This is a genomic window from Leptolyngbya sp. PL-A3 (assembly GCF_039962325.1).
Taxonomy (GTDB): domain Bacteria; phylum Cyanobacteriota; class Cyanobacteriia; order Elainellales; family Elainellaceae; genus Vacuolonema.
On record NZ_JAMPLB010000098.1, the window covers coordinates 1 to 18,393 of the forward strand.

At 51.5% G+C, this 18,393-nt stretch carries 15 protein-coding genes and 2 pseudogenes; 10 read left to right on the plus strand and 7 right to left on the minus strand.

What is annotated here, in order from left to right:
* Positions 1 to 404 precede the first annotated feature (404 nt).
* The 7 genes and pseudogenes from NDI52_RS32145 to NDI52_RS32175 all read left to right on the plus strand — a co-directional run bounded on the left by NDI52_RS32145 (position 405) and on the right by NDI52_RS32175 (position 10,497).
* Entirely contained in the window at positions 405 to 1,925 is a 1,521-nt protein-coding gene (locus tag NDI52_RS32145; protein ID WP_190770212.1) for an amino acid permease, read from the plus strand.
* 75 nt (positions 1,926 to 2,000) lie between these two features.
* Positions 2,001 to 3,437 (plus strand): annotated as a pseudogene (locus tag NDI52_RS32150) (aldehyde dehydrogenase family protein).
* Between the two features lie 71 nt (positions 3,438 to 3,508).
* Entirely contained in the window at positions 3,509 to 4,900 is a 1,392-nt protein-coding gene (locus NDI52_RS32155) for a glutamine synthetase family protein (RefSeq protein ID WP_190770214.1), read from the plus strand.
* A 554-nt stretch (positions 4,901 to 5,454) separates the two neighbouring features.
* Positions 5,455 to 7,317 (plus strand): ATP-binding protein, encoded by a 1,863-nt coding sequence (locus NDI52_RS32160; RefSeq protein WP_190770215.1) that lies wholly within the window; start codon positions 5,455 to 5,457, stop codon positions 7,315 to 7,317.
* Positions 7,318 to 7,542: 225 nt separating this feature from the next.
* Positions 7,543 to 8,265 carry a gamma-glutamyl-gamma-aminobutyrate hydrolase family protein gene (locus NDI52_RS32165; RefSeq protein ID WP_190770216.1) on the plus strand — a complete coding sequence of 241 codons (723 nt, stop codon included), beginning with the start codon at positions 7,543 to 7,545 and terminating at the stop codon, positions 8,263 to 8,265.
* A 462-nt stretch (positions 8,266 to 8,727) separates the two neighbouring features.
* Positions 8,728 to 9,501, plus strand: a complete 774-nt coding sequence (locus NDI52_RS32170; RefSeq protein WP_190770217.1) for a glucose 1-dehydrogenase — start codon at positions 8,728 to 8,730, stop codon at positions 9,499 to 9,501.
* A 126-nt stretch (positions 9,502 to 9,627) separates the two neighbouring features.
* Positions 9,628 to 10,497 carry a pirin family protein gene (locus NDI52_RS32175; protein WP_190770218.1) on the plus strand — a complete coding sequence of 290 codons (870 nt, stop codon included), beginning with the start codon at positions 9,628 to 9,630 and terminating at the stop codon, positions 10,495 to 10,497.
* Here the strand turns inward: NDI52_RS32175 and NDI52_RS32180 are convergent.
* Positions 10,472 to 11,197 (minus strand): alpha/beta hydrolase, encoded by a 726-nt coding sequence (locus NDI52_RS32180; RefSeq protein ID WP_190770219.1) that lies wholly within the window; start codon positions 11,195 to 11,197, stop codon positions 10,472 to 10,474. The genes NDI52_RS32175 and NDI52_RS32180 overlap by 26 nt on opposite strands.
* 73 nt (positions 11,198 to 11,270) lie before the next feature.
* Between NDI52_RS32180 and NDI52_RS32185 the strand changes: the two genes are divergently transcribed.
* On the plus strand, positions 11,271 to 11,438 hold the full coding sequence (locus NDI52_RS32185) for a hypothetical protein (protein WP_348257006.1): 168 nt from the start codon (positions 11,271 to 11,273) through the stop codon (positions 11,436 to 11,438).
* 40 nt (positions 11,439 to 11,478) lie between these two features.
* Here the strand turns inward: NDI52_RS32185 and NDI52_RS32190 are convergent, their stop codons facing one another.
* From NDI52_RS32190 to NDI52_RS32205, 4 genes are all read right to left on the minus strand, one after another.
* Entirely contained in the window at positions 11,479 to 11,769 is a 291-nt protein-coding gene (locus NDI52_RS32190) for a hypothetical protein (RefSeq protein WP_190770221.1), read from the minus strand.
* 184 nt (positions 11,770 to 11,953) lie between these two features.
* Positions 11,954 to 12,481 carry a vitamin K epoxide reductase family protein gene (locus tag NDI52_RS32195; RefSeq protein ID WP_190770222.1) on the minus strand — a complete coding sequence of 176 codons (528 nt, stop codon included), beginning with the start codon at positions 12,479 to 12,481 and terminating at the stop codon, positions 11,954 to 11,956.
* A 127-nt stretch (positions 12,482 to 12,608) separates the two neighbouring features.
* On the minus strand, positions 12,609 to 13,064 hold the full coding sequence (locus NDI52_RS32200) for a DUF4383 domain-containing protein (RefSeq protein WP_190770223.1): 456 nt from the start codon (positions 13,062 to 13,064) through the stop codon (positions 12,609 to 12,611).
* Positions 13,065 to 13,347: 283 nt separating this feature from the next.
* On the minus strand, positions 13,348 to 13,485 hold the full coding sequence (locus tag NDI52_RS32205) for a hypothetical protein (protein ID WP_190770224.1): 138 nt from the start codon (positions 13,483 to 13,485) through the stop codon (positions 13,348 to 13,350).
* A 484-nt stretch (positions 13,486 to 13,969) separates the two neighbouring features.
* On the opposite strand from NDI52_RS32205, the gene ilvD reads away from it, so the two are divergent.
* Both ilvD and glnT read left to right on the plus strand, forming a co-directional pair.
* Positions 13,970 to 15,814: a dihydroxy-acid dehydratase gene (gene ilvD / locus NDI52_RS32210; RefSeq protein ID WP_190769808.1), complete on the plus strand. Its 1,845-nt coding sequence runs from the start codon at positions 13,970 to 13,972 to the stop codon at positions 15,812 to 15,814.
* A 225-nt stretch (positions 15,815 to 16,039) separates the two neighbouring features.
* Entirely contained in the window at positions 16,040 to 17,395 is a 1,356-nt protein-coding gene (gene glnT / locus NDI52_RS32215) for a type III glutamate--ammonia ligase (protein WP_190769809.1), read from the plus strand.
* Positions 17,396 to 17,502: 107 nt separating this feature from the next.
* On the opposite strand, the gene NDI52_RS32220 is transcribed toward glnT, so the two are convergent.
* Together NDI52_RS32220 and NDI52_RS32225 are read right to left on the minus strand one after the other, a co-directional pair.
* The gene (locus tag NDI52_RS32220; protein WP_190769810.1) at positions 17,503 to 18,087 is read right to left on the minus strand and encodes a DUF3592 domain-containing protein; all 585 of its coding nucleotides are present in this window, start codon (positions 18,085 to 18,087) and stop codon (positions 17,503 to 17,505) included.
* A gap of 112 nt (positions 18,088 to 18,199) precedes the next feature.
* Positions 18,200 to 18,393, minus strand: a pseudogene (locus NDI52_RS32225) (IS630 family transposase); the annotation flags it as partial.

Sequence of the window (18,393 nt, forward strand, 5' to 3'; positions counted from 1 at the left end):
GCGATCTAAACGACCTAAGCATCGATTAGGAGGGTCTGGGGCTGTAACCCAGTCCTTGGTGGCCTGAAATGCTCCACCTGAAATGGCAATACTCACGCCAGATGACCCACTAGTACTTAACGGCGGAGATCAACCTATGTTTGAAGTTGGAAGGCACAAAGCACCTTGCAACTTCAAACATAGGCAAACTGAAGCCCCTTTAAAACTGGTTTTAAGTTTTTTTGTGTACCAAAAACAACCCTTAAAACGAACCCTGGGATGATTGAAATAGAATTCCACAGCTTTTACAAAGAAAAGCTTAAGGTGTTCTACATGGGCAAAAGGGTGAGAGGACTCCGTGATATTTTATTGCCCATCATTCTTCTCGGCATTCCACAGACATTTATTTCTTCTGAGACCCTATTATGAACGATCCCGATCAAAAAGGCGGTTTTGTTCGCTATGAAGATGTTGGCGATGATTATCTAGAAAAAAGAAAATTACGTCGCAGTGCTGGGTGGATTTTGCTATGGGCTTTAGGTGTCGGAGCCGTTATCTCCGGTGATTTCTCGGGCTGGAACTTTGGACTTGGGGCAGGTGGTTTTGGTGGATTGGCGATCGGCACCCTTCTCATGGCAGTGATGTATGTCTGCATGGTGTTCAGTATTGCAGAGTTAACCGCTGCATTACCTCATGCCGGTGGGTTCTACTCTTTTACACGAAATGCCTTCGGACCGTTGGGTGGGTTTGTTTGTGGCGTCACCGACACCATTGAATATGTGATCACTCCAGCCGTGGTCGTATTCTTCATCGGAGCCTATATGCAAACCCTGATTCCTGGGGTGCCTGTGCCCGTGTGGTGGGTGCTGTACTACGCACTGTTTGCCTTTATTAATATCCGTGGGGTTGAGTTGACCCTGAAAGTTGGCATGGTGGTCACGGCGATCGCCGCCGCCATCCTGATTATCTTTGGGATTTCTGTTATCTTCTCCGGCAAGTTTGATGGTAGTTTGCTGTTCAATATTCCACCTGAGGGTAACAATCCTGCCTGGCTACCTTTTGGGGGTATTGGGGTTTTCAAAGCTCTACCTTATGCCATGTGGTTTTATCTAGCAATTGAACAGTTGCCCCTGGCTGCAGAGGAAGCCCACAACACAGTGCGTGACATTCCGAAAGCCTTAATCTGGGGCATTGCCACCCTGTTGGGTCTATCGCTGCTGGTGTTGGTGCTCAATCCGGGGCTTCCTGTCGAGGTGACGGCTGCGGATGGGACAACGTTGACTGGGGCTGCTGCGATTGGGGTGAGCGGTGCCCCTATTGCCGACGGCTTTCGGGTGATTTTTGGGGATGGGCTGATCTTTCGATTGCTGACCATTGCGGCATTGACAGGTTTGGTTGCTAGTTTCCATACCATTCTCTATGCGGCGGGGCGAGTCATGTTTTCCCTATCACGGGCGGGCTACTATCCCCGCTGGATGTCAATTGTCAGCAAGTGGCATACTCCGGCGATCGCCGTTATCGTTAGCAGTTTCATTGGTTTAGCCTGTGCCTTTATGATTCAGTTTGGAGGAGCCACGGTTGGCCCGGCCCTGCTGAATATGGCAGTGTTTGGAGCGGTAATTTCCTACACGATGGTGATGCTCGCTTACATCCGGCTCAAAATTACTCGCCCCCAATTGAACCGTCCTTACCTCAGCCCTTTGGGGATTCCTGGTGCGGCTGTTGGTGCTGTGCTATCCCTCGTTGCCCTGCTGGCCTGTTTCTCAGATGCCGCCTACCGTCCTGGGGTTTGGGGTGTCGCCATTTTCCTGGCAACAATGATTGCCTACTTCGTGTTTTACAGCCGCAAGAAGCTGGTCGCTCGGGCCCCCGAAGAAGAAGATGCCTTAGTTGGTCACGCCATGCGAGAAATTGAGCAGACCCATAGTCCCCATATGCATCAGTAGAACGTTCATTCTTCGTGTGCTATGCACACGAAGAATGAACGGTTTCTTCCATCACAACCTCAAAGGTAGTTGTTCGTGACAGATGAATTGCTTTTAATTGGAGGCGATCGCACCGCCGCTCTCTCAGGTCAACAAACGACGCTGATCGACCCCGCAACAGGGGAAGCCTGGAAAACCGTAGCTAGGGGAGGAGCCGAGGATATTGATCGGGCCGTACAGGTCGCAGAGCAGGCCCGGAGCGAGTGGCGACGGGTGAATAGTCGCGATCGCACCCAAATCCTCTTGAACCTGGCGCGTTTAATTCGTAATGAGCGGGAGAGCCTCGCCCAGTTAGAGAGCCGCAATGTAGGCAAACCTATTCGCGAAGCACGAGAAGAGGTAGATCTCACAGCGGATTGCTTTGAGTTTTATGCCGGAGCGATTAACAAAATTGGGGGCACCATTAACCCCGTTGCTGCGGCAGGCACCAGCCTCACCTTTCGGGAACCCATCGGCGTGTGTGGGCTGATTGCACCCTGGAATTTTCCCCTCGCCATTACTGCCTGGAAAGTTGCCCCGGCCCTGGCCATGGGTAATACCCTGGTGCTAAAGCCTGCCAGCCTGACCCCTCTTACCGCGCTACGGTTGGGCGAATTGGCCTTAGAAGCAGGCGTTCCTTCAGGCGTCTTCAACATCGTCCCCGGTTCGGGTACTGAAGCTGGAGAAGCCCTGATCCGCCATCCGCTTGTGCGCAAAATCTCCTTCACAGGCTCTACGGAGGTTGGAAAACAGGCCATGCGGCTGGCTGCGGAGGATATTAAGCGCGTCACCCTGGAACTGGGAGGCAAATCCGCTAATCTCGTCTTTGCTGATGCGGATTTGGATAAAGCCGTCCCCAAAGCCGTATGGAGCGTGTTGGGAAATGCCGGACAGGACTGTTGCGCACGATCGCGCCTCCTGGTCGAACGCCCCATCTACACCGAGTTTATCTAGCGTCTGGAAGCCGCCTTCAAGGACTTAAAGCTGGGCTTGCCCTTAGAGAATGACACCGAAATAGGATCTCTGGTGTCGATGGGGCAGCGCGATCGCGTCCAGTTCTACATTGACTCCGGCAAGTCTGAAGGGGCAAAACTCATTGTCGGTGGCGCGCCTCCTATACAGGAAGCGCTGAAGGATGGAGCCTACCTGCAACCCACCTTGTTTGCCGATGTCACCCCCGAGATGAAAGTTTTTCGTGAGGAAATCTTTGGCCCGGTGCTATGTGCCATGCCCTTCGACACAGAAGCGGAAGCAGTGGCGATCGCTAATCAGAGTCTCTACGGGCTCTCTGGCTCCCTTTGGACGCGCGACATCAGCCGTGCCCTCCGTGTTGCCAAAGCCATCGAAACGGGTGTCATCTCCATCAACACCGGCCACAGCGTTCATTTAGAAGCTCCGTTCGGCGGCTACAAACAAAGCGGGTTGGGCCGAGAATTGGGCCTCGCCGTTTTGGAGCATTACAGCGAACTGAAAAGTGTCTTTATTGCAGATTAGTCTGGCAAAAATTTGGTGTAAATTCTCACGACCAATTTTCACATCCTGTTGTTTTTCATCTTTGGCTTCCCATGAACAAACTCCCACCCCGCGGAATGCTCACCGTCGAAGAACTGATACAACTGGTTGAAGATGAACACATTGAAACCATTCTGACGGTTTTTCCCGATCTCTACGGTCGGCTCATGGGCAAGCGCATTACCGGCCATTACTTTGTGAATGACGTGTTGAAACACAGCGTTCATGCCTGTGACTATCTGCTGGCCTGCGATATGGAGATGGACCCCGTACCCGGATATGCCTTTACCAGTTGGGCTACAGGTTATGGTGACTTTCGCCTGGTGCCTGACCTCAGCACTTTGCGCCGAGCCTCCTGGCTGGAAGACACCGCCATTGTGTTGTGCGATGTGATTAACGAAGAGGAAGATGTACCTGTTGCGGTGGCTCCTCGCAATATCTTGAAGCATCAGTTAGCGATCGCCCACTCCCTCGGCTACACCCTGATGGGCGCATCTGAACTGGAACTCTACGTCTTTAACGACACCTTTGAAGAAGCACGGGCCAAGAACTACCACGACCTGGAACCGATTGGCCATTACATTGAGGACTACCACATCTTTCAGGGCACCAAAGAAGAGTTTGTGATTGGGGAAATTCGCAAACACCTCGATCGTTCTGGCATCCCCGTGGAGTTTTCCAAAGGGGAATGGGGGCCGGGGCAACAGGAGATTAACCTGCGCTATGCAGACTTTTTGGAGATGTGCGATCGTCATGTTCTCTACAAACATGCTGCGAAGGAAATTGCCTGGCTCAACGAAGTTGCCATTACCTTCATGGCCAAGTGGGACGAGCGCTATGCCGGGTCCAGTATGCACCTGCACGTCAGCCTGTGGGATAAGGCCGGAGAGATGCCGTTGTTTCCGGGGGATGAACCCTACGGCAAAGTACATGGGTCACCGCTATTCCGCTGGTTCCTGGGAGGATGGATGGCCCACATTCGCGAAATCTTTGCCTTCTACGCCCCCTATCCCACGTCCTACAAACGCTATGTGGCAGGTTCCTTCGCACCTACAGGTATCGCTTGCTCCTACGACAACCGCACCGCCGGTTTTCGTGTGCTCGGTCATGGTCCAGCACTACGCATTGAGTGTCGAGCGCCGGGAGCCGATGCCAACCCCTATTTAGCTTATGCCGTGACCCTGGCAGCGGGGCTAGACGGCATCAAAAATCAGATTGAACCACCCCCGATGTTTGAAGGGGATGTGTACGAAGCGCAGGGATTACAACAGGTACCGAAGACGCTCAATGAAGCTATTCATGAATTAAGTAAAAGCGAGTGGGTACGCGTAGCCTTAGGAAATGAGGTCGTGGAACATTACTTACATTTCTTCCGCACAGAACAACGTAAATTTGATGAGATTGTCACGAGTTGGGAGCGTGCCCGCTACTTTGAACGGGCTTAGTCCGTAGACGGCTATCACTAAATATCAGGCCCAAAATGCTGAAATGTCTACCAAACGAGCATTACAGTATCTTGGGCCCGATGAGTTAAGCGACTGATAGGCTTAATGAGCCATTAACCTAATTTCGGGTTAAGGGCATTTTCCAGTGACATAGGTTACACAGCACTCAAAAACGCCCATTTTGACATGCACAAAGCGCATGTCAAAATGGGCACTTCAGCTTAGTCCAGACTGAAGTTAATTAACCTGAGTTCGGATTAAGGGCGTTTTCGAGTGCCGCGCGTTGCGCGGCACTCGAAAACGCTCATTTTGGCGTGCGCAAAGCGCACGCCAAAATGAGCACTGCCGCTTATCCCGAACTGAGGTTAATCACAGTAAATCTCCTTCAAAAAATTCTTCAAGATGTTTATTAAGGGTCAAGCCAGAATTGAGCCTCAGGTAAGAGATAATTGGATGCGCACCTTTTTTTACTGAGAGCGTCTTTTAATCTAGAAGTATTAACCAATACGGGACAATATAAAACGTATTCGGTAACCTGCGGCACGCCTTTAAACATGAGTCCTCAGCTCAAAAATCCGTTTCTTCTAGAGTCATCGCAACTCACAGGGCAGATTGGGAGTGCGTTCATTCTCCATCTCTTTACACAGTTGCGAGAGATGGAAACATTAGCCCGTAGTATCGCCCTAACCGTTGCCCATTTACCACCTCACGATGAACTCATTCAGCAGGTTGTGCCAGAAGTGCTGAACTATCAGGGCGATCGCCTCATTGCAGGCGGTGGCATCTGGTTCGAACCCTATCAATTTCATCCCGATAAAGAACGCTGCAGCTTTTTTTGGGCTCGAAATTCTGCCGGAACCTTAGTTTTTTTGGATGGTTACAATCAAGCTGAAGCGGGTTATCACCGTGAAAGCTGGTATGTAGTAGGACCGTATGCTAAACCCGGCCAGAGCCTTTGGAGTAAATCCTATATGGACCCCTACTCTCGTGAGTTGATGATCACCTGCACCACCCCCATCTTTAAAGATGCAAACTTTGCTGGGGTTGTCACTGTTGATCTCACATTAGAAAGCCTGCAAACCAGGGTTAATTGGTGGCAACAAAAATCTGGCGGCTATATTTTCATATTGGACCGAAATAATCAATTTATTACGTTTCCAGATCGTGAGCAGGTGACACGAACCTACACCACCCGTCATGGGAAAAAACTGGAAAAATTTATTTCAATTCACGAATTTGTCGAAACTTTTCCACTGTTCTCGCCCTTCCTCACCATGGTCAACGAGATGGATGGGGTAGTCCTGGGAGAAGCTTCCGCTCGCTCATCTTCCTATGCTGACATTGCACAAATTTTGAGCCAAGGCTCTGATATGGAGTATGAGGAAGGGCAGATGTTTGCTGCCATCCTGGCAGATCCATTAAACAGTAGCGATCGCACCGACTACCTTTTTCAAAAATACGAACTGGATCGAGATGGGCTATTGCAGGAACCCGCGATCGCCTTTCTCTTCCATGTTCCGGAAGTGTACTGGAAGGTATTCATCGTCATTTCACGCTCTGAAGTAAATGCCACGACCCACAACCTGATTCAGGCCGATAAGATGGCGACCCTGGGACAGATGCTGGTTGGTGTGACCCACGAATTGAATAATCCCCTCAACTTTCTGGTTGGCAACCTGTCCCATGCCCAGCATTACATGCTGGACTTACTGAACATTCTCAATCTTTACCAACTCGCCTATCCAGAGCCACCCCCAGACATTGAGAAAACCGCAGAACAGATCGACTTAGAATTTCTCAAAGAAGATCTACCTAAACTACTTAGCTCTATGCAAATCGGTGCGGATCGCACCTCTGAAATTATCAAAGCACTAAAGCGTTTTTCTCGCTTTGATGATGAGGAATATAAAAGTACAGATTTACATGAAGGAATTGATAATACTCTACTTCTGTTAAGCAATCGATTAAAATCTCAATCCAAGAAACCCGGTATTCAGGTTCAGCGTAAATATGGAAACTTACCTCTCGTGGAATGTTTTCCAGGTCAGTTGAATCAGGTCTTCATGAATGTGTTGGTGAATGCGATTGATGCTCTACAAGGAACAACACCCGCTAAAAATCAACTCACTCCTGAATATACTCCTACTATTTCTGTCCACACCGATGTTGTTAGATCGGGTTGGGTGATGATTAGTATTCAGGACAACGGGCCTGGCATTCCTCCAGAAGTTCAAGAACAAATTTTCACCCCCTTCTTTACCACTAAAGCTCTTGGCAAAGGCACCGGGTTAGGGTTAGCTATTTGTCGCCAAATTATCACTGAGCGTCACGGGGGCACGTTGCGCTTCACCTCGACCCCAGGCGAAGGCACGGAATTTGTCATTGAATTGCCTGTCCAGGCACACAATGACGAATAACGCGTAATTAACTCAGTTTAAGTTATAGGCGTTTTGAAGTGCCGTACAACGCATGGCGCTCGAAAACAGCCATTCTTGTTTCCCTGGAAAAACTCCAGGTTTCAAGCCAACATGCTTGCCATTTTTCTCAAGTCCTTAATTTTGTGTGTCCAACGCGTATGCCAAATTAGGAGCTTGAAAAAAATGGTGAAGGTATTGTCAAGCAAAACGGAGTTTAATTGAGATATGCGATCGCCCATCATTGGCATAACCACCTATAGTCGCAGCGAGGCTGGCGAATTTACCCTTCCTGCTGCCTACATAGACGCTGTGCAATTAGCAGGTGGCCTTCCCCTGCTACTCCCTCCCCTGCAAGCCGACCCGACCCCGTTTTTAGAAGTCATTGATGGCTTAATTTTTGCCGGGGGCGGTGATATTGCACCCGAACGCTACGACGGTGACCACCATCACACCATTTATCTGGTCGATGAAGAACGGGATAATTTTGAGCTGGCCCTGGCTCAACAGGTACTTCAACGGGATATTCCCGTTTTGGGAATTTGTCGCGGCATGCAACTCCTCAGCGTGGCAACAGGAGCCGCTCTCGTTCCCCACGTCCCCGATGTATATGGGGATCAAGTGGCCCACCGTCTTGATAACCCTCGTCGCCCTATCACCCATCCGGCTCAGATAGAGGCTGAAACACGCTTAGCCAAAATCCTTCAGGTCACGAATCTGGTTGTAATGTCCTGGCATCACCAGGCCGTTCGCACGCTACCGGATTGCTGGCAAGCTGCCGCCCGCGCTGATGATGGTGTCGTCGAAGCAGTGGAGCATCGGCATCATCCCTGGCTTGTAGCCGTGCAATGGCATCCAGAATTATCTCCCCAAGACCCCGTACATCAACGCCTATTTCAGGGGTTAGTGGAAGCGGCGCGGGAGCGGAAGCAGTCAAGCGCCGCCCTTTAGTCACATTTCGCAGGGTAGAACTCAAAACGGCTCTGCCCTGGGAGAAGCTCCTATCCTGCACCTTTCTAAAACTCAGAAGGGCAGTTTTTCTGTCGCGAAGCGATAGAAAAACTGCCCTTCTGAGTTTTGATGCACAATTTAAGGCTCAATAGTTCTTGAACGGTGGAATGGCAGCAATTCTCATTTTGGAATCAGGCCCGAAAACCGCGCGCCAAGGGCGCGTGGTTTTCGGGCATCAAAGCCAAGAGTTCGTGCCCTACGGGCGCGAACTCTTGGCTTTGATGCCCATACTGAGAACTGCTGGTGGAATGGGCACACCTATTTCGCCATTCAAGAACTATTTGCTATGTAGCAAAGTGCGATCGCATCCCCTGAAAGACGTTGATGTATGGTGCGACACATCAACATGATAAATCTACAGGCACAGTGCTATAGCAGTATTTTGTGATTCCAGGAGTATGTATGCGTTTAGCGAATAAAGTTGCTCTGATTACAGGGGCAGGGAGTGGTATTGGCCGGGAATCAGCGTTGCTATTTGCTAAGGAAGGGGCGCAAGTGGTCGTCAGCGATGTTAATGAAACAGGGGGTCATGAAACCGTTGCCTTAATCGAGGAGGCCGGTGGGCAAGCAACTTTTGTCCGTGCTGATGTCTCGAAAGCTGCCGATACAAAAGCGATGATTGAAGCTGCGGAATCAGCCTATGACAGATTGAATGTGCTGTTCAATAACGCCGGAATTTTTCACCCTGACGATGGCTCTGTGTTGGACACAGAAGAAGCCATTTGGGATTTGACCATGAATATCAACTTAAAAGGTGTCTTTTTAGGCTGCAAATATGGCATTCCGGCCCTGCTCCGAGCAGGTGGAGGCTCGATCATTAATACTGCTTCCTTTGTAGCCATTTTGGGAGCAGCGACCTCGCAAACTGCCTACACCGCCAGCAAAGGCGGCGTTCTCTCGATGACTCGCGAAATTGCCGTAGAGTTCGCCCGCCAGAACATCCGTGTGAATGCACTATGCCCCGGCCCTGTGGAAACACCCTTGCTCGAAGAACTCCTAGCTGACCCCGCTCGTCGTCAGCGCCGCTTAGTCCACATTCCCCCCGGCCGCTTCGCAAAAGCTCCTGAAATTGCCAACGCGGCTCTCTTCCTCGCCAGTGATGAGTCATCCTTTGTGAATGGTTCCACCTTCCTGGTAGATGGTGGCATCACGGCAGCCTACGTCACCGCCGAGTAGCCAAGCATAAAACTCAAATGCTGTGCTGCCTGCTTCGCAGGCAGCACAGCATTTGAGTTTTATGCTTAAAGTACGGCCACCTGTCTTATGTGAAATAATCAGCTCAGTGTTGTTGGGCAAACTCCTATGGTAACCTCCATTGCGCAGATTCTCGAACCGCATGTGCAGGATTTGGGTGGGTTTCAGGTACGACGCTCGTTACCCCATGGAACCCGATCGATGGTGGGGCCATTCATTTTTTTTGATCACATGGGGCCTGCGGTTTTTCCGCCGGGGCAGGGCATGGATGTGCGACCACATCCCCACATTAATTTAGCGACGGTAACTTATCTGTTTGAAGGGGCGATATTGCATCGCGACAGTGTGGGATCGGTACAGGAAATCCAGCCGGGAGCCGTGAACTGGATGACAGCGGGCCGAGGGATTACCCACTCGGAGCGAACACCGGAGCGCGATCGCCAACAATCCTCCCACCTCCACGGTATTCAGACCTGGATTGCCCTACCCGAGGCCAACGAAGAGGTAGAGCCCTCATTCCAGCATTACCCGGCTAGCGAAATTCCGACCTGCCAATTGGATGGCGTGACCATCACGGTCGTTGCAGGCCAATTCTTCGGGCATGTTTCTCCCGTCAAAGCCTTTTCACCTATTCTCTATTTGGATGCGGTGTTTTCTAAGAAGGGACAGTTTACCGTGCCAGCGGATTATAGCGAACGCGCTGTTTATACAGTGACCTCAGGGTTGAGTATTGATGGAGAACCCCTGGCCCAGTATCAAATGGCAATTCTGCAACCCGGTAGCGAAGTGACGATCGCCTCTTCTGACCCTGCCCGCTGTGTGGTAGTGGGCGGACCTGTAGGCGATCGCATCAAATGGTGGAACTTCGTCTCAAGCCGTCCCGAACGTGTTGAGCAGGCCAAACAGGATTGGAAGGCCGGGCGCTTTCCTCCCGTGCCTGCCGAATCAGAATTTATTCCGTTACCAGCAGAGGTGTAGGTTTTTCGGGTTGCTGGTGCTGGGCGAGAATTTTAGCTAGCGAAGTTGAAAGTTCTTCTGCCTGGTTCCAGACCATCAGATGGCCGCCCTGATTAATTCGCAGATCAGGTTTGGCCCAGCGAAGAGGGAAGATGCGATCGCCCATACCATGCACATGGTAGAGGCGTTCGGGAACAACACTGTTGTTCCACATCACAACCCGCTCCATGGCCCACCGCAGAAAATCGATATCGGTATCCATCAAAACCGCCTTCAACAACTGGCGGTCTTCAGGTTTGCTCACCCCAAAGAACCAGTAAAGTACCCAGTAAAGAGCCCACAGGACTTGCTTGAACGGAAACCAGCGATAGATGGGAAACCAGCGAAATAGCTTGAAATACGTAGGGATTTCTAAACTCGTTTTAGCGCTGGAAATGACAATCACCGATTCCACGTCAATTTGCTTGGCAATCTCAATGGCAATAATGCCACCAAAGGAGAGGCCCACAATAGTAGGACAGGGAGTGGTGATTTGCCCAGCCAGGCGCTTAGCGTAGTCTTCAATGGACTCCTGCCGTTGAGGCTTTTCCCAGTGAATGTGAACGGGCTCATAGCCTTCCCATTTCAACCGCTCAAACAAACGCTCATCAGCTCCCAGACCACTGATGAGATAAATCCTTTTAAGAGCCTGCTGAGCCTGCTCTGGTTGTGTGGCTGTCATGCGATCGCTACATTAACTTTGAGGTGTGCCTATTTCTAGTTTAAACGGCTATTTACTAAGGAGATTTCCAACAATGAAATTACCCCCAGGATGTTGGTGCTTGGCCCGCGAAGCGGGCCAAGCACCAACATCCTGGGTAAATTCTTATGCAGGAACCTCCCAAGTACAGGGCCGGACGGAGTGGATTGAACGCTGGTTAAGAAGAAAAGCGATCGCATTCCTTCCAGATGCGATCGCTTAGCTGAGACAACCTTAGAACTTACCTGAATAGTCCATTAACTTTATTGATTCGTGTCAGATGGGTCGTCGCTAGAAGCTCCATCTGCGAACGGAATTTGAGGATTAGGCAGTGGGGAACCTTCCGGGCTGTAGGTGCTGGCAACCCGATCCTCGTCGGGGTTGGGAGCACCTCCACCCATAGCATTAGGCCCTTCACCTTCGGCAGCATTGCGTGCTTCTTCCAGACCCATTTTGGGATTCATCCGGAGCGCGGCTAAGCGAGCTCCGGGATTATCAGCGGTTTCTTCTAAAAGCGCTTCGGCATCTGATTTGGGATCATCGATATCGGACATCACTGAATCTCCTTGATACTGGTTGGTATGGATTGTTGATGTGCTAGACGCACAAACACGATTCGGACATGGGTGTTGGTTGGTATTGCTGATTGGTATGCCAGGCATACCAATCAGCAAATCGGAAGTTAACGTGGGTTAGCGCTGATCCTTCGTATGCCAGATAAGGAACTACCAGCAGGAATTAACTTTCTTCAGCAGGCGATTCAGGAGCCTTATTCATCAACGTCTGAATTGCCAGTTTCACTTCAGGCCAGGCGATGATGAGCGAGGCAAATGAAGCGAGAGATGCGACCTGACAGTATTCGCAGAAAGCTTTATTTTCAGCCCACTCTTCCCGGGCAAGTTCTGCGGCTACAACGGAGTCGAATAGGAGTTTGACTCCCATAGCGATCGGCAACAGTGGGTTACGACGAGCCCGATCTTTGCCCCCGGCTCCGGCTAACCAGGCGGTGATGGCATAGTTGGTTACCATCATCAGACCATCCGGCGTGTCGAGGCGGCTATAGGCATAGTTCGACGCATCTACGCGATCGGCATCAAACAACTCGCCTGGAGGATCGGGCAGATGCTTGATAACACCCGTTTGATAGAGAGAAACCAGTTGCCCCATCGCACCGCCCAACATAGACAGGCTGATGATTTGGCGACGGCTCCGCATCAGCGGGCCAGTTTCTTCCCGTAGCTCATGGCTTAGTTGTTTGGGATCCATTGAAGGGCTCCGTGTAGGTGTACAACATGTTGGAATCGGCGGGTTTAGCGCCTAGTTGCAGCAATCCGGTGGCGAGGAGGGGCGATCGCCACCGGATGTTAGGGGGGCACAGCGAGCGCAATCGCTGTTATTGACCGTGCGTCCCCGTCCCTGCGGCGATGCGGTCTTCGACCTTAGCAGCGGGGTTGTTGGGCACTGCAAAGCCGACGATTCCAGCTAACAGAGCTGTTACCGCATGGAGCCAAATGTCATGGCTGTAGATAGGAATCAAACCAAAGGTGGTATTTAATACCGGAATCAAGCCCATAATAGCCAGCAAGCCATAGAAAACGGCCAAGCCCTTGCTGAAGGTTTGTGCGCTTTCATAGCGGGGATAGGAGGCCAAGCCCCAAACCCCAACACCTAGATGCACCAGGTTGTGCAATACGTTAATGGGGAACAGCCCGAACAAATAGCCAAAGCCTGCTCCAACGGCTAATTCGGGGGCCGCATAGGGCATTCCCACCAATCCAGGGATAAATCCAAGAACGCCTACTAATAAATAGGCAAGACCACTCATAAGAGCGAAATAACGTGCAGCCATGGGAATACTCCTCGGCGATATGAAAAGGTATGCAATGAACCCGTTCGTAGCCTGCCTAGCAATGAAGCCAGGTTGCGTCGGCACCTGGATGCAGCGGGCCAAACGTCATCAAAATCTTTGAATAAAGCTTAATGGTTGCTGTACGATCGCCAACTCATAAGTTGCAACCGCCAACATAAGCCTTGTACTCGTTACCTTACGAAACCAAGTTTGGCTTGACGTCTCCTAAAAGGTAGGCTCCGGTTATCTGTCTTATCTTTCCAAGGATGAGGAATTAGGTTCTCTAAAATCCAGCCTGAAGTTCATACTGAGGTGCACCAAAATTCAGCCAAATGGAACAGGTATTGGGAGGGGCGATCGCTACCCTTTCAAAGGACTGAGGCTCACTGAATGAGGGATGAGCCCGCTTGAGCAATGCCATCCAGGAGCTGGCTGAAGTATTTTTATTCTCAGTACAGCCAAAAAATAAAACTACGTCTAAAACCCAGATTTTTTCGTTGTAGAGATTTCGCCCTTACAACGAAAATTTTGGGTTTAGAGGTTTTGTCAGGCACTGAGATTTTTATTACTGCACTATAAAAATTTAGCAACTCTCATTTTGCTTGATGTCCTAAGCAAAAGCTTCTTTTGTGAAGTAGGTATCTTGCCCGCTTCACAAAAGAAGCCTGCATAAGATGAGAATTGCAGCCAGAAATCAGCAATTCTCATTTTGAAATCAGGCCCGAAAACTGCGCGCCTTTGGCGCGCAGTTTTCGGGCCTCAAAGCCAGGAGTTCACGCCCATAGGGCGTGAACTCCTGGCTTTGAGGCCCATACTGAGAATTGCTGGCCTGAAATTTAACGATTAGCAAACGTAAGCCACCGAGTAATAGACTAATAAGATCTCCTAGACAAGTAGAATGCGTCATGCCGACCTATCGCTCTAAAACCTCCACCCACGGACGCAACATGGCCGGTGCCCGCGCGCTGTGGCGTGCCACCGGTATGCAGACCGAAGATTTCGAGAAGCCTATTATTGCCGTTGCCAACTCCTTCACCCAATTTGTTCCCGGCCACGTCCACCTGAAGGATCTGGGCCAGTTGGTGTGCCGCGAGATCGAGGCCGCCGGTGGTGTTGCCAAAGAATTCAACACCATCGCCGTGGATGATGGCATTGCCATGGGCCATGACGGCATGCTCTACAGTCTGCCCTCCCGTGAGATTATTGCCGATGCCGTCGAGTACATGGCCAACGCCCACTGTGCCGATGCCCTGGTCTGCATCTCCAACTGCGACAAAATCACGCCTGGGATGTTGATGGCGGCTCTACGTCTCAACATTCCCGCTGTCTTCGTCTCCGGTGGCCCCATGGAAGCGGGCAAGACGAAGCTCTCCGAGCACAAGCTGGATCTGGTGGACGCCATGGTGGTCGCCGCCAACGATAAGGTCAGCGACGAGATTGTGGAAGAGTACGAACGTTCCGCTTGCCCCACCTGCGGCTCCTGCTCGGGTATGTTTACGGCCAACTCTATGAACTGCCTTACAGAGGCGATCGGCCTTTCCCTGCCTGGCAATGGCACCGTGCTGGCTACCCATTTCGACCGGAAGGATCTCTTCCTTAATGCGGCCCGTACCGTGGTTAGCATTACTCGCCGCTACTACGAGCAGGACGATGAATCGGTACTGCCCCGCTCGATCGCCAGCTTCAAAGCTTTCGAGAACGCCATGATGCTGGATATCGCCATGGGCGGCTCCACCAACACCATTCTGCACCTGCTGGCTGCAGCCCAGGAAGCCGAGGTCGATTTCACCATGACCGACATCGATCGCCTCTCCCGTCAGGTGCCCCAACTCTGCAAGGTAGCCCCCAATACGCCCCTCTATCACATTGAAGATGTTCACCGGGCAGGCGGTATCCCCAGCATTCTGGGCGAACTGGATCGGGCTGGACTGCTTCACACCGACGTGCCGACGGTTCACAGCAAGACGATGAAAGAGGCGCTCGATCAGTGGGACATCGTCCGTACCCAGGATGAAGCCGTTCACACCTTCTTCAAAGCTGGCCCCGCAGGTATCCCGACCCAGCAAGCCTTCAGCCAATCGACCCGCTGGCCCTCCCTCGACCTGGATCGCGAAAACGGCTGTATCCGCAATGTAGAACACGCCTACAGCCTACAGGGTGGATTGGCCGTACTCTACGGCAATTTGGCCGAGCGCGGTTGCATTGTGAAGACCGCTGGTGTCGATGAAAGCATTCTCGTGTTTGAGGGCAAAGCGCGCATCTACGAAAGCCAGGATGCTGCCGTCAATGGCATTCTCCGCGACGAAGTGGCTCCTGGAGATGTCGTGATTATTCGCTACGAAGGTCCGCGCGGTGGCCCTGGCATGCAGGAAATGCTTTATCCTACTAGCTACCTAAAATCCAAGGAGTTGGGTAAGGTTTGTGCGTTGCTAACCGATGGTCGCTTCTCCGGTGGTACTTCGGGCCTCTCGATTGGTCACGTTTCTCCCGAAGCGGCAGCAGGTGGCAACATTGCATTGATTGAAGATGGCGATCGCATCCTCATCGACATCCCCAACCGCAGCATCAATGTTGACATCTCCGATGAGGAGCTAGCCAACCGCCGAGCAGCTATGGAAGCGAAGGGCAAAGATGCCTGGAAACCGGCCCAACCGCGCAAGCGTAAGGTGACAGCAGCGCTTAAAGCCTATGCCCTATTAGCGACCAGCGCCGACCAGGGAGCTGTACGTAACCTGGCGATGCTCGAATAAGCTCGCGCAAGTCCTCCTGTATGAAAGACACCCGGTATTTTTAGAAGCACTGGATGTCTTTCACTAGATTAAAACTGGACTTTTTTGAGGAAAGATAGCTAAGCTGTCCCTCCTCGAAAAAGTCCAGTTTTTTTAGCAATCGAAGGGGCCTTCCCTTCAGTAAAGTAGTAAGGTTGACGGTCAACGGGCATCCCCTTCCCCATGTATTCCAACTTTTTCCCTCCCATGGACGACTTTTCCTCCCCGGAACTGGTGTCCCTCAAAAATGCCCTCAAGCAGCGGGGCGTCAAGTACGTCCTCGCCAGCTTTGTGGATATCCATGGGTTGCTCAAGGGCAAAGTGGTGCCGATTAACCACTTCGAGCAGATGATGCGGGGTTCGGAGTTGTTCGTGGGTGCAGCCGTAGACGGTTTGCCCCAGGAGGTACATGACGAAGAACTGGCAGCCGTACCCGACCCCAACAGTTCTACTGTGTTGCCGTGGAACAAGGAGATTGCCTGGTTTGCCAGCGATCTGCTGTTTCGTGGTGAACCTTTTGAGGGATGCAGCCGGGGTGTTTTAAAGCGAGTGCTGGGCCAAGCTAGTAGCATGGGCTTTCGCTTGAATCTGGGGATTGAAGCTGAATTTTATATGCTGCGGCAAGACCTGGAAGGCAACTGGGAGCCGGTCAGCGATCGCGACACTCTCCCCCGCCCCTACTATGACCTCTCCACCCTTCTCGACAATTACGCATGGCTCAACGAACTCGTGGAAGCTATCAACGACCTCAACTGGGACGTGTACTCCTTCGACCATGAGGATGGCAACGGCCAATTTGAGATCGACTTCAACTATACAGATGGGTTGAAGATGAGCGATCGCTTCACCTTCTTCCGTTTGATGGCGCGAGAATATGCCCAGAAACATGGCTATCTAGCCAGCTTCATGCCGAAACCTTTTGCCGACCGTGCCGGAAGTGGTGCCCACTTCAACGTATCCCTGGCAAGCCCCAGCGGGGAAAACCTGTTTTTCAGCAACGACGATCCTCGGGGGCTGGGGTTATCTCAACAGGGCTACCAGTTTGTAGCCGGAATTCTCAAACATGCCCCTGCCCTCGCCGCAGTGATGGCTCCCACGGTCAACAGTTATAAACGTCTGGTTGCCAAGGGAACACCTTCTCGCTCCACCTGGGCACCCATCCATGCTAGCTATGGCAACAATCGCACTAGCCTGGTGCGGATTCCCCTGGGTGGTAGTCGCATTGAGTGTCGCCTTGCCGATAGTGCCTGTAACCCCTACCTTTCGGCGGCTATGCTTCTTGCTGCTGGGCTGGAGGGCATTCGCGAAGGGCTCGACCCCGGTGAGCCTCATACTGAGAATATGTATGCCTACGCGCCAATGGAGTTACAGCAGAAAGGAGTGCGATCGCTCCCCCGCACGTTGGGAGAGGCGATCGAAGCCTTTGTCACCGATCCTCTCAGTTATGAAGTGATGGGGCCAGCTCTGTATGACGCTTACATCACTACCAAAAGCCAGGAATGGGAAGCCTATTGCAATCGCGTTTCTGAATGGGAACTGGAGCGATATTTGAAACGGTTCTAACAAGCAGGATGGGCAATACTTAATGCTGCCCACTGAATGAAGCTATGCAAGGGGATGTGAAACTATGGTTTCACATCCCCTTGCATAGCTTCATTTACCAACACCTTTTATTTGGGAACTAAACCCGAATTTATGTAACACCACCGGGGTGAACCGGGGCGGGGTGCTGTGGAATCAGGCGACAAACCACAGGTTTCTAGAGCACTGGATAGGACAACGGTGCCAATCAGCAGGGACATACCCAGGAACACGCCTCCAAATCCTACTAAAGCCCAGAGGAGGGTGCGATCGCTCTCCCGCTTCAACACGGCTTCCTGGGGCTTGCGGGGATTGTAGTAGACCTTGACAGGCATGGTGGGGCGGAAGGGGCGAATAGCTTGTTGGGCGGTGGGACGATCACTTATCCGGCACGCATTACCAAACGATAAGCGTTGCGATTGATAGGGTTGTCCCTGAACGAAGTATTCATAACAAACAACAGTTTGATAATGCTTCTGGCGTTTGATGATGACTTCTTTAACGTCAGCACTGAGAACCCGACCCATCGTTTCAGGCCAATGCTGCGCCTGCTGTGATTTTCGCAAGATATAGGCTGCCATAATCCACAAGCCCAAACCAAAGCTGCCTGCCAGCAAGGTAGGCCCCAGCATCACGAATACGAATCGAATGAACACCATTTCAAGATTTGGCATTGCCTACAGCATCTTCCACTCTAGAGTGTGCTTTAAAGCTCCTTGAAAAAGTTGATTTTTCGTGCGCTTCGCACACGAAAAATCAACTTTTCAAACAGGCTCTAGTGGTGTGTCAAGGTTGAAATGAGGGGTAAAGCCGTTTGAGTTCAATCCGCGCATCATCGGTCGTAAATTGCCAATCGATGGTTCGCAATTGGGTATTTCTACGCTCCTCCCAAGCCAGGATTTCTCGTTGTAAAGCTTCTTCATCGGCAATGCGGCGATCTAAACATTGCCGAGCTAGAACACTGAGTTCGGTTTCGGCCA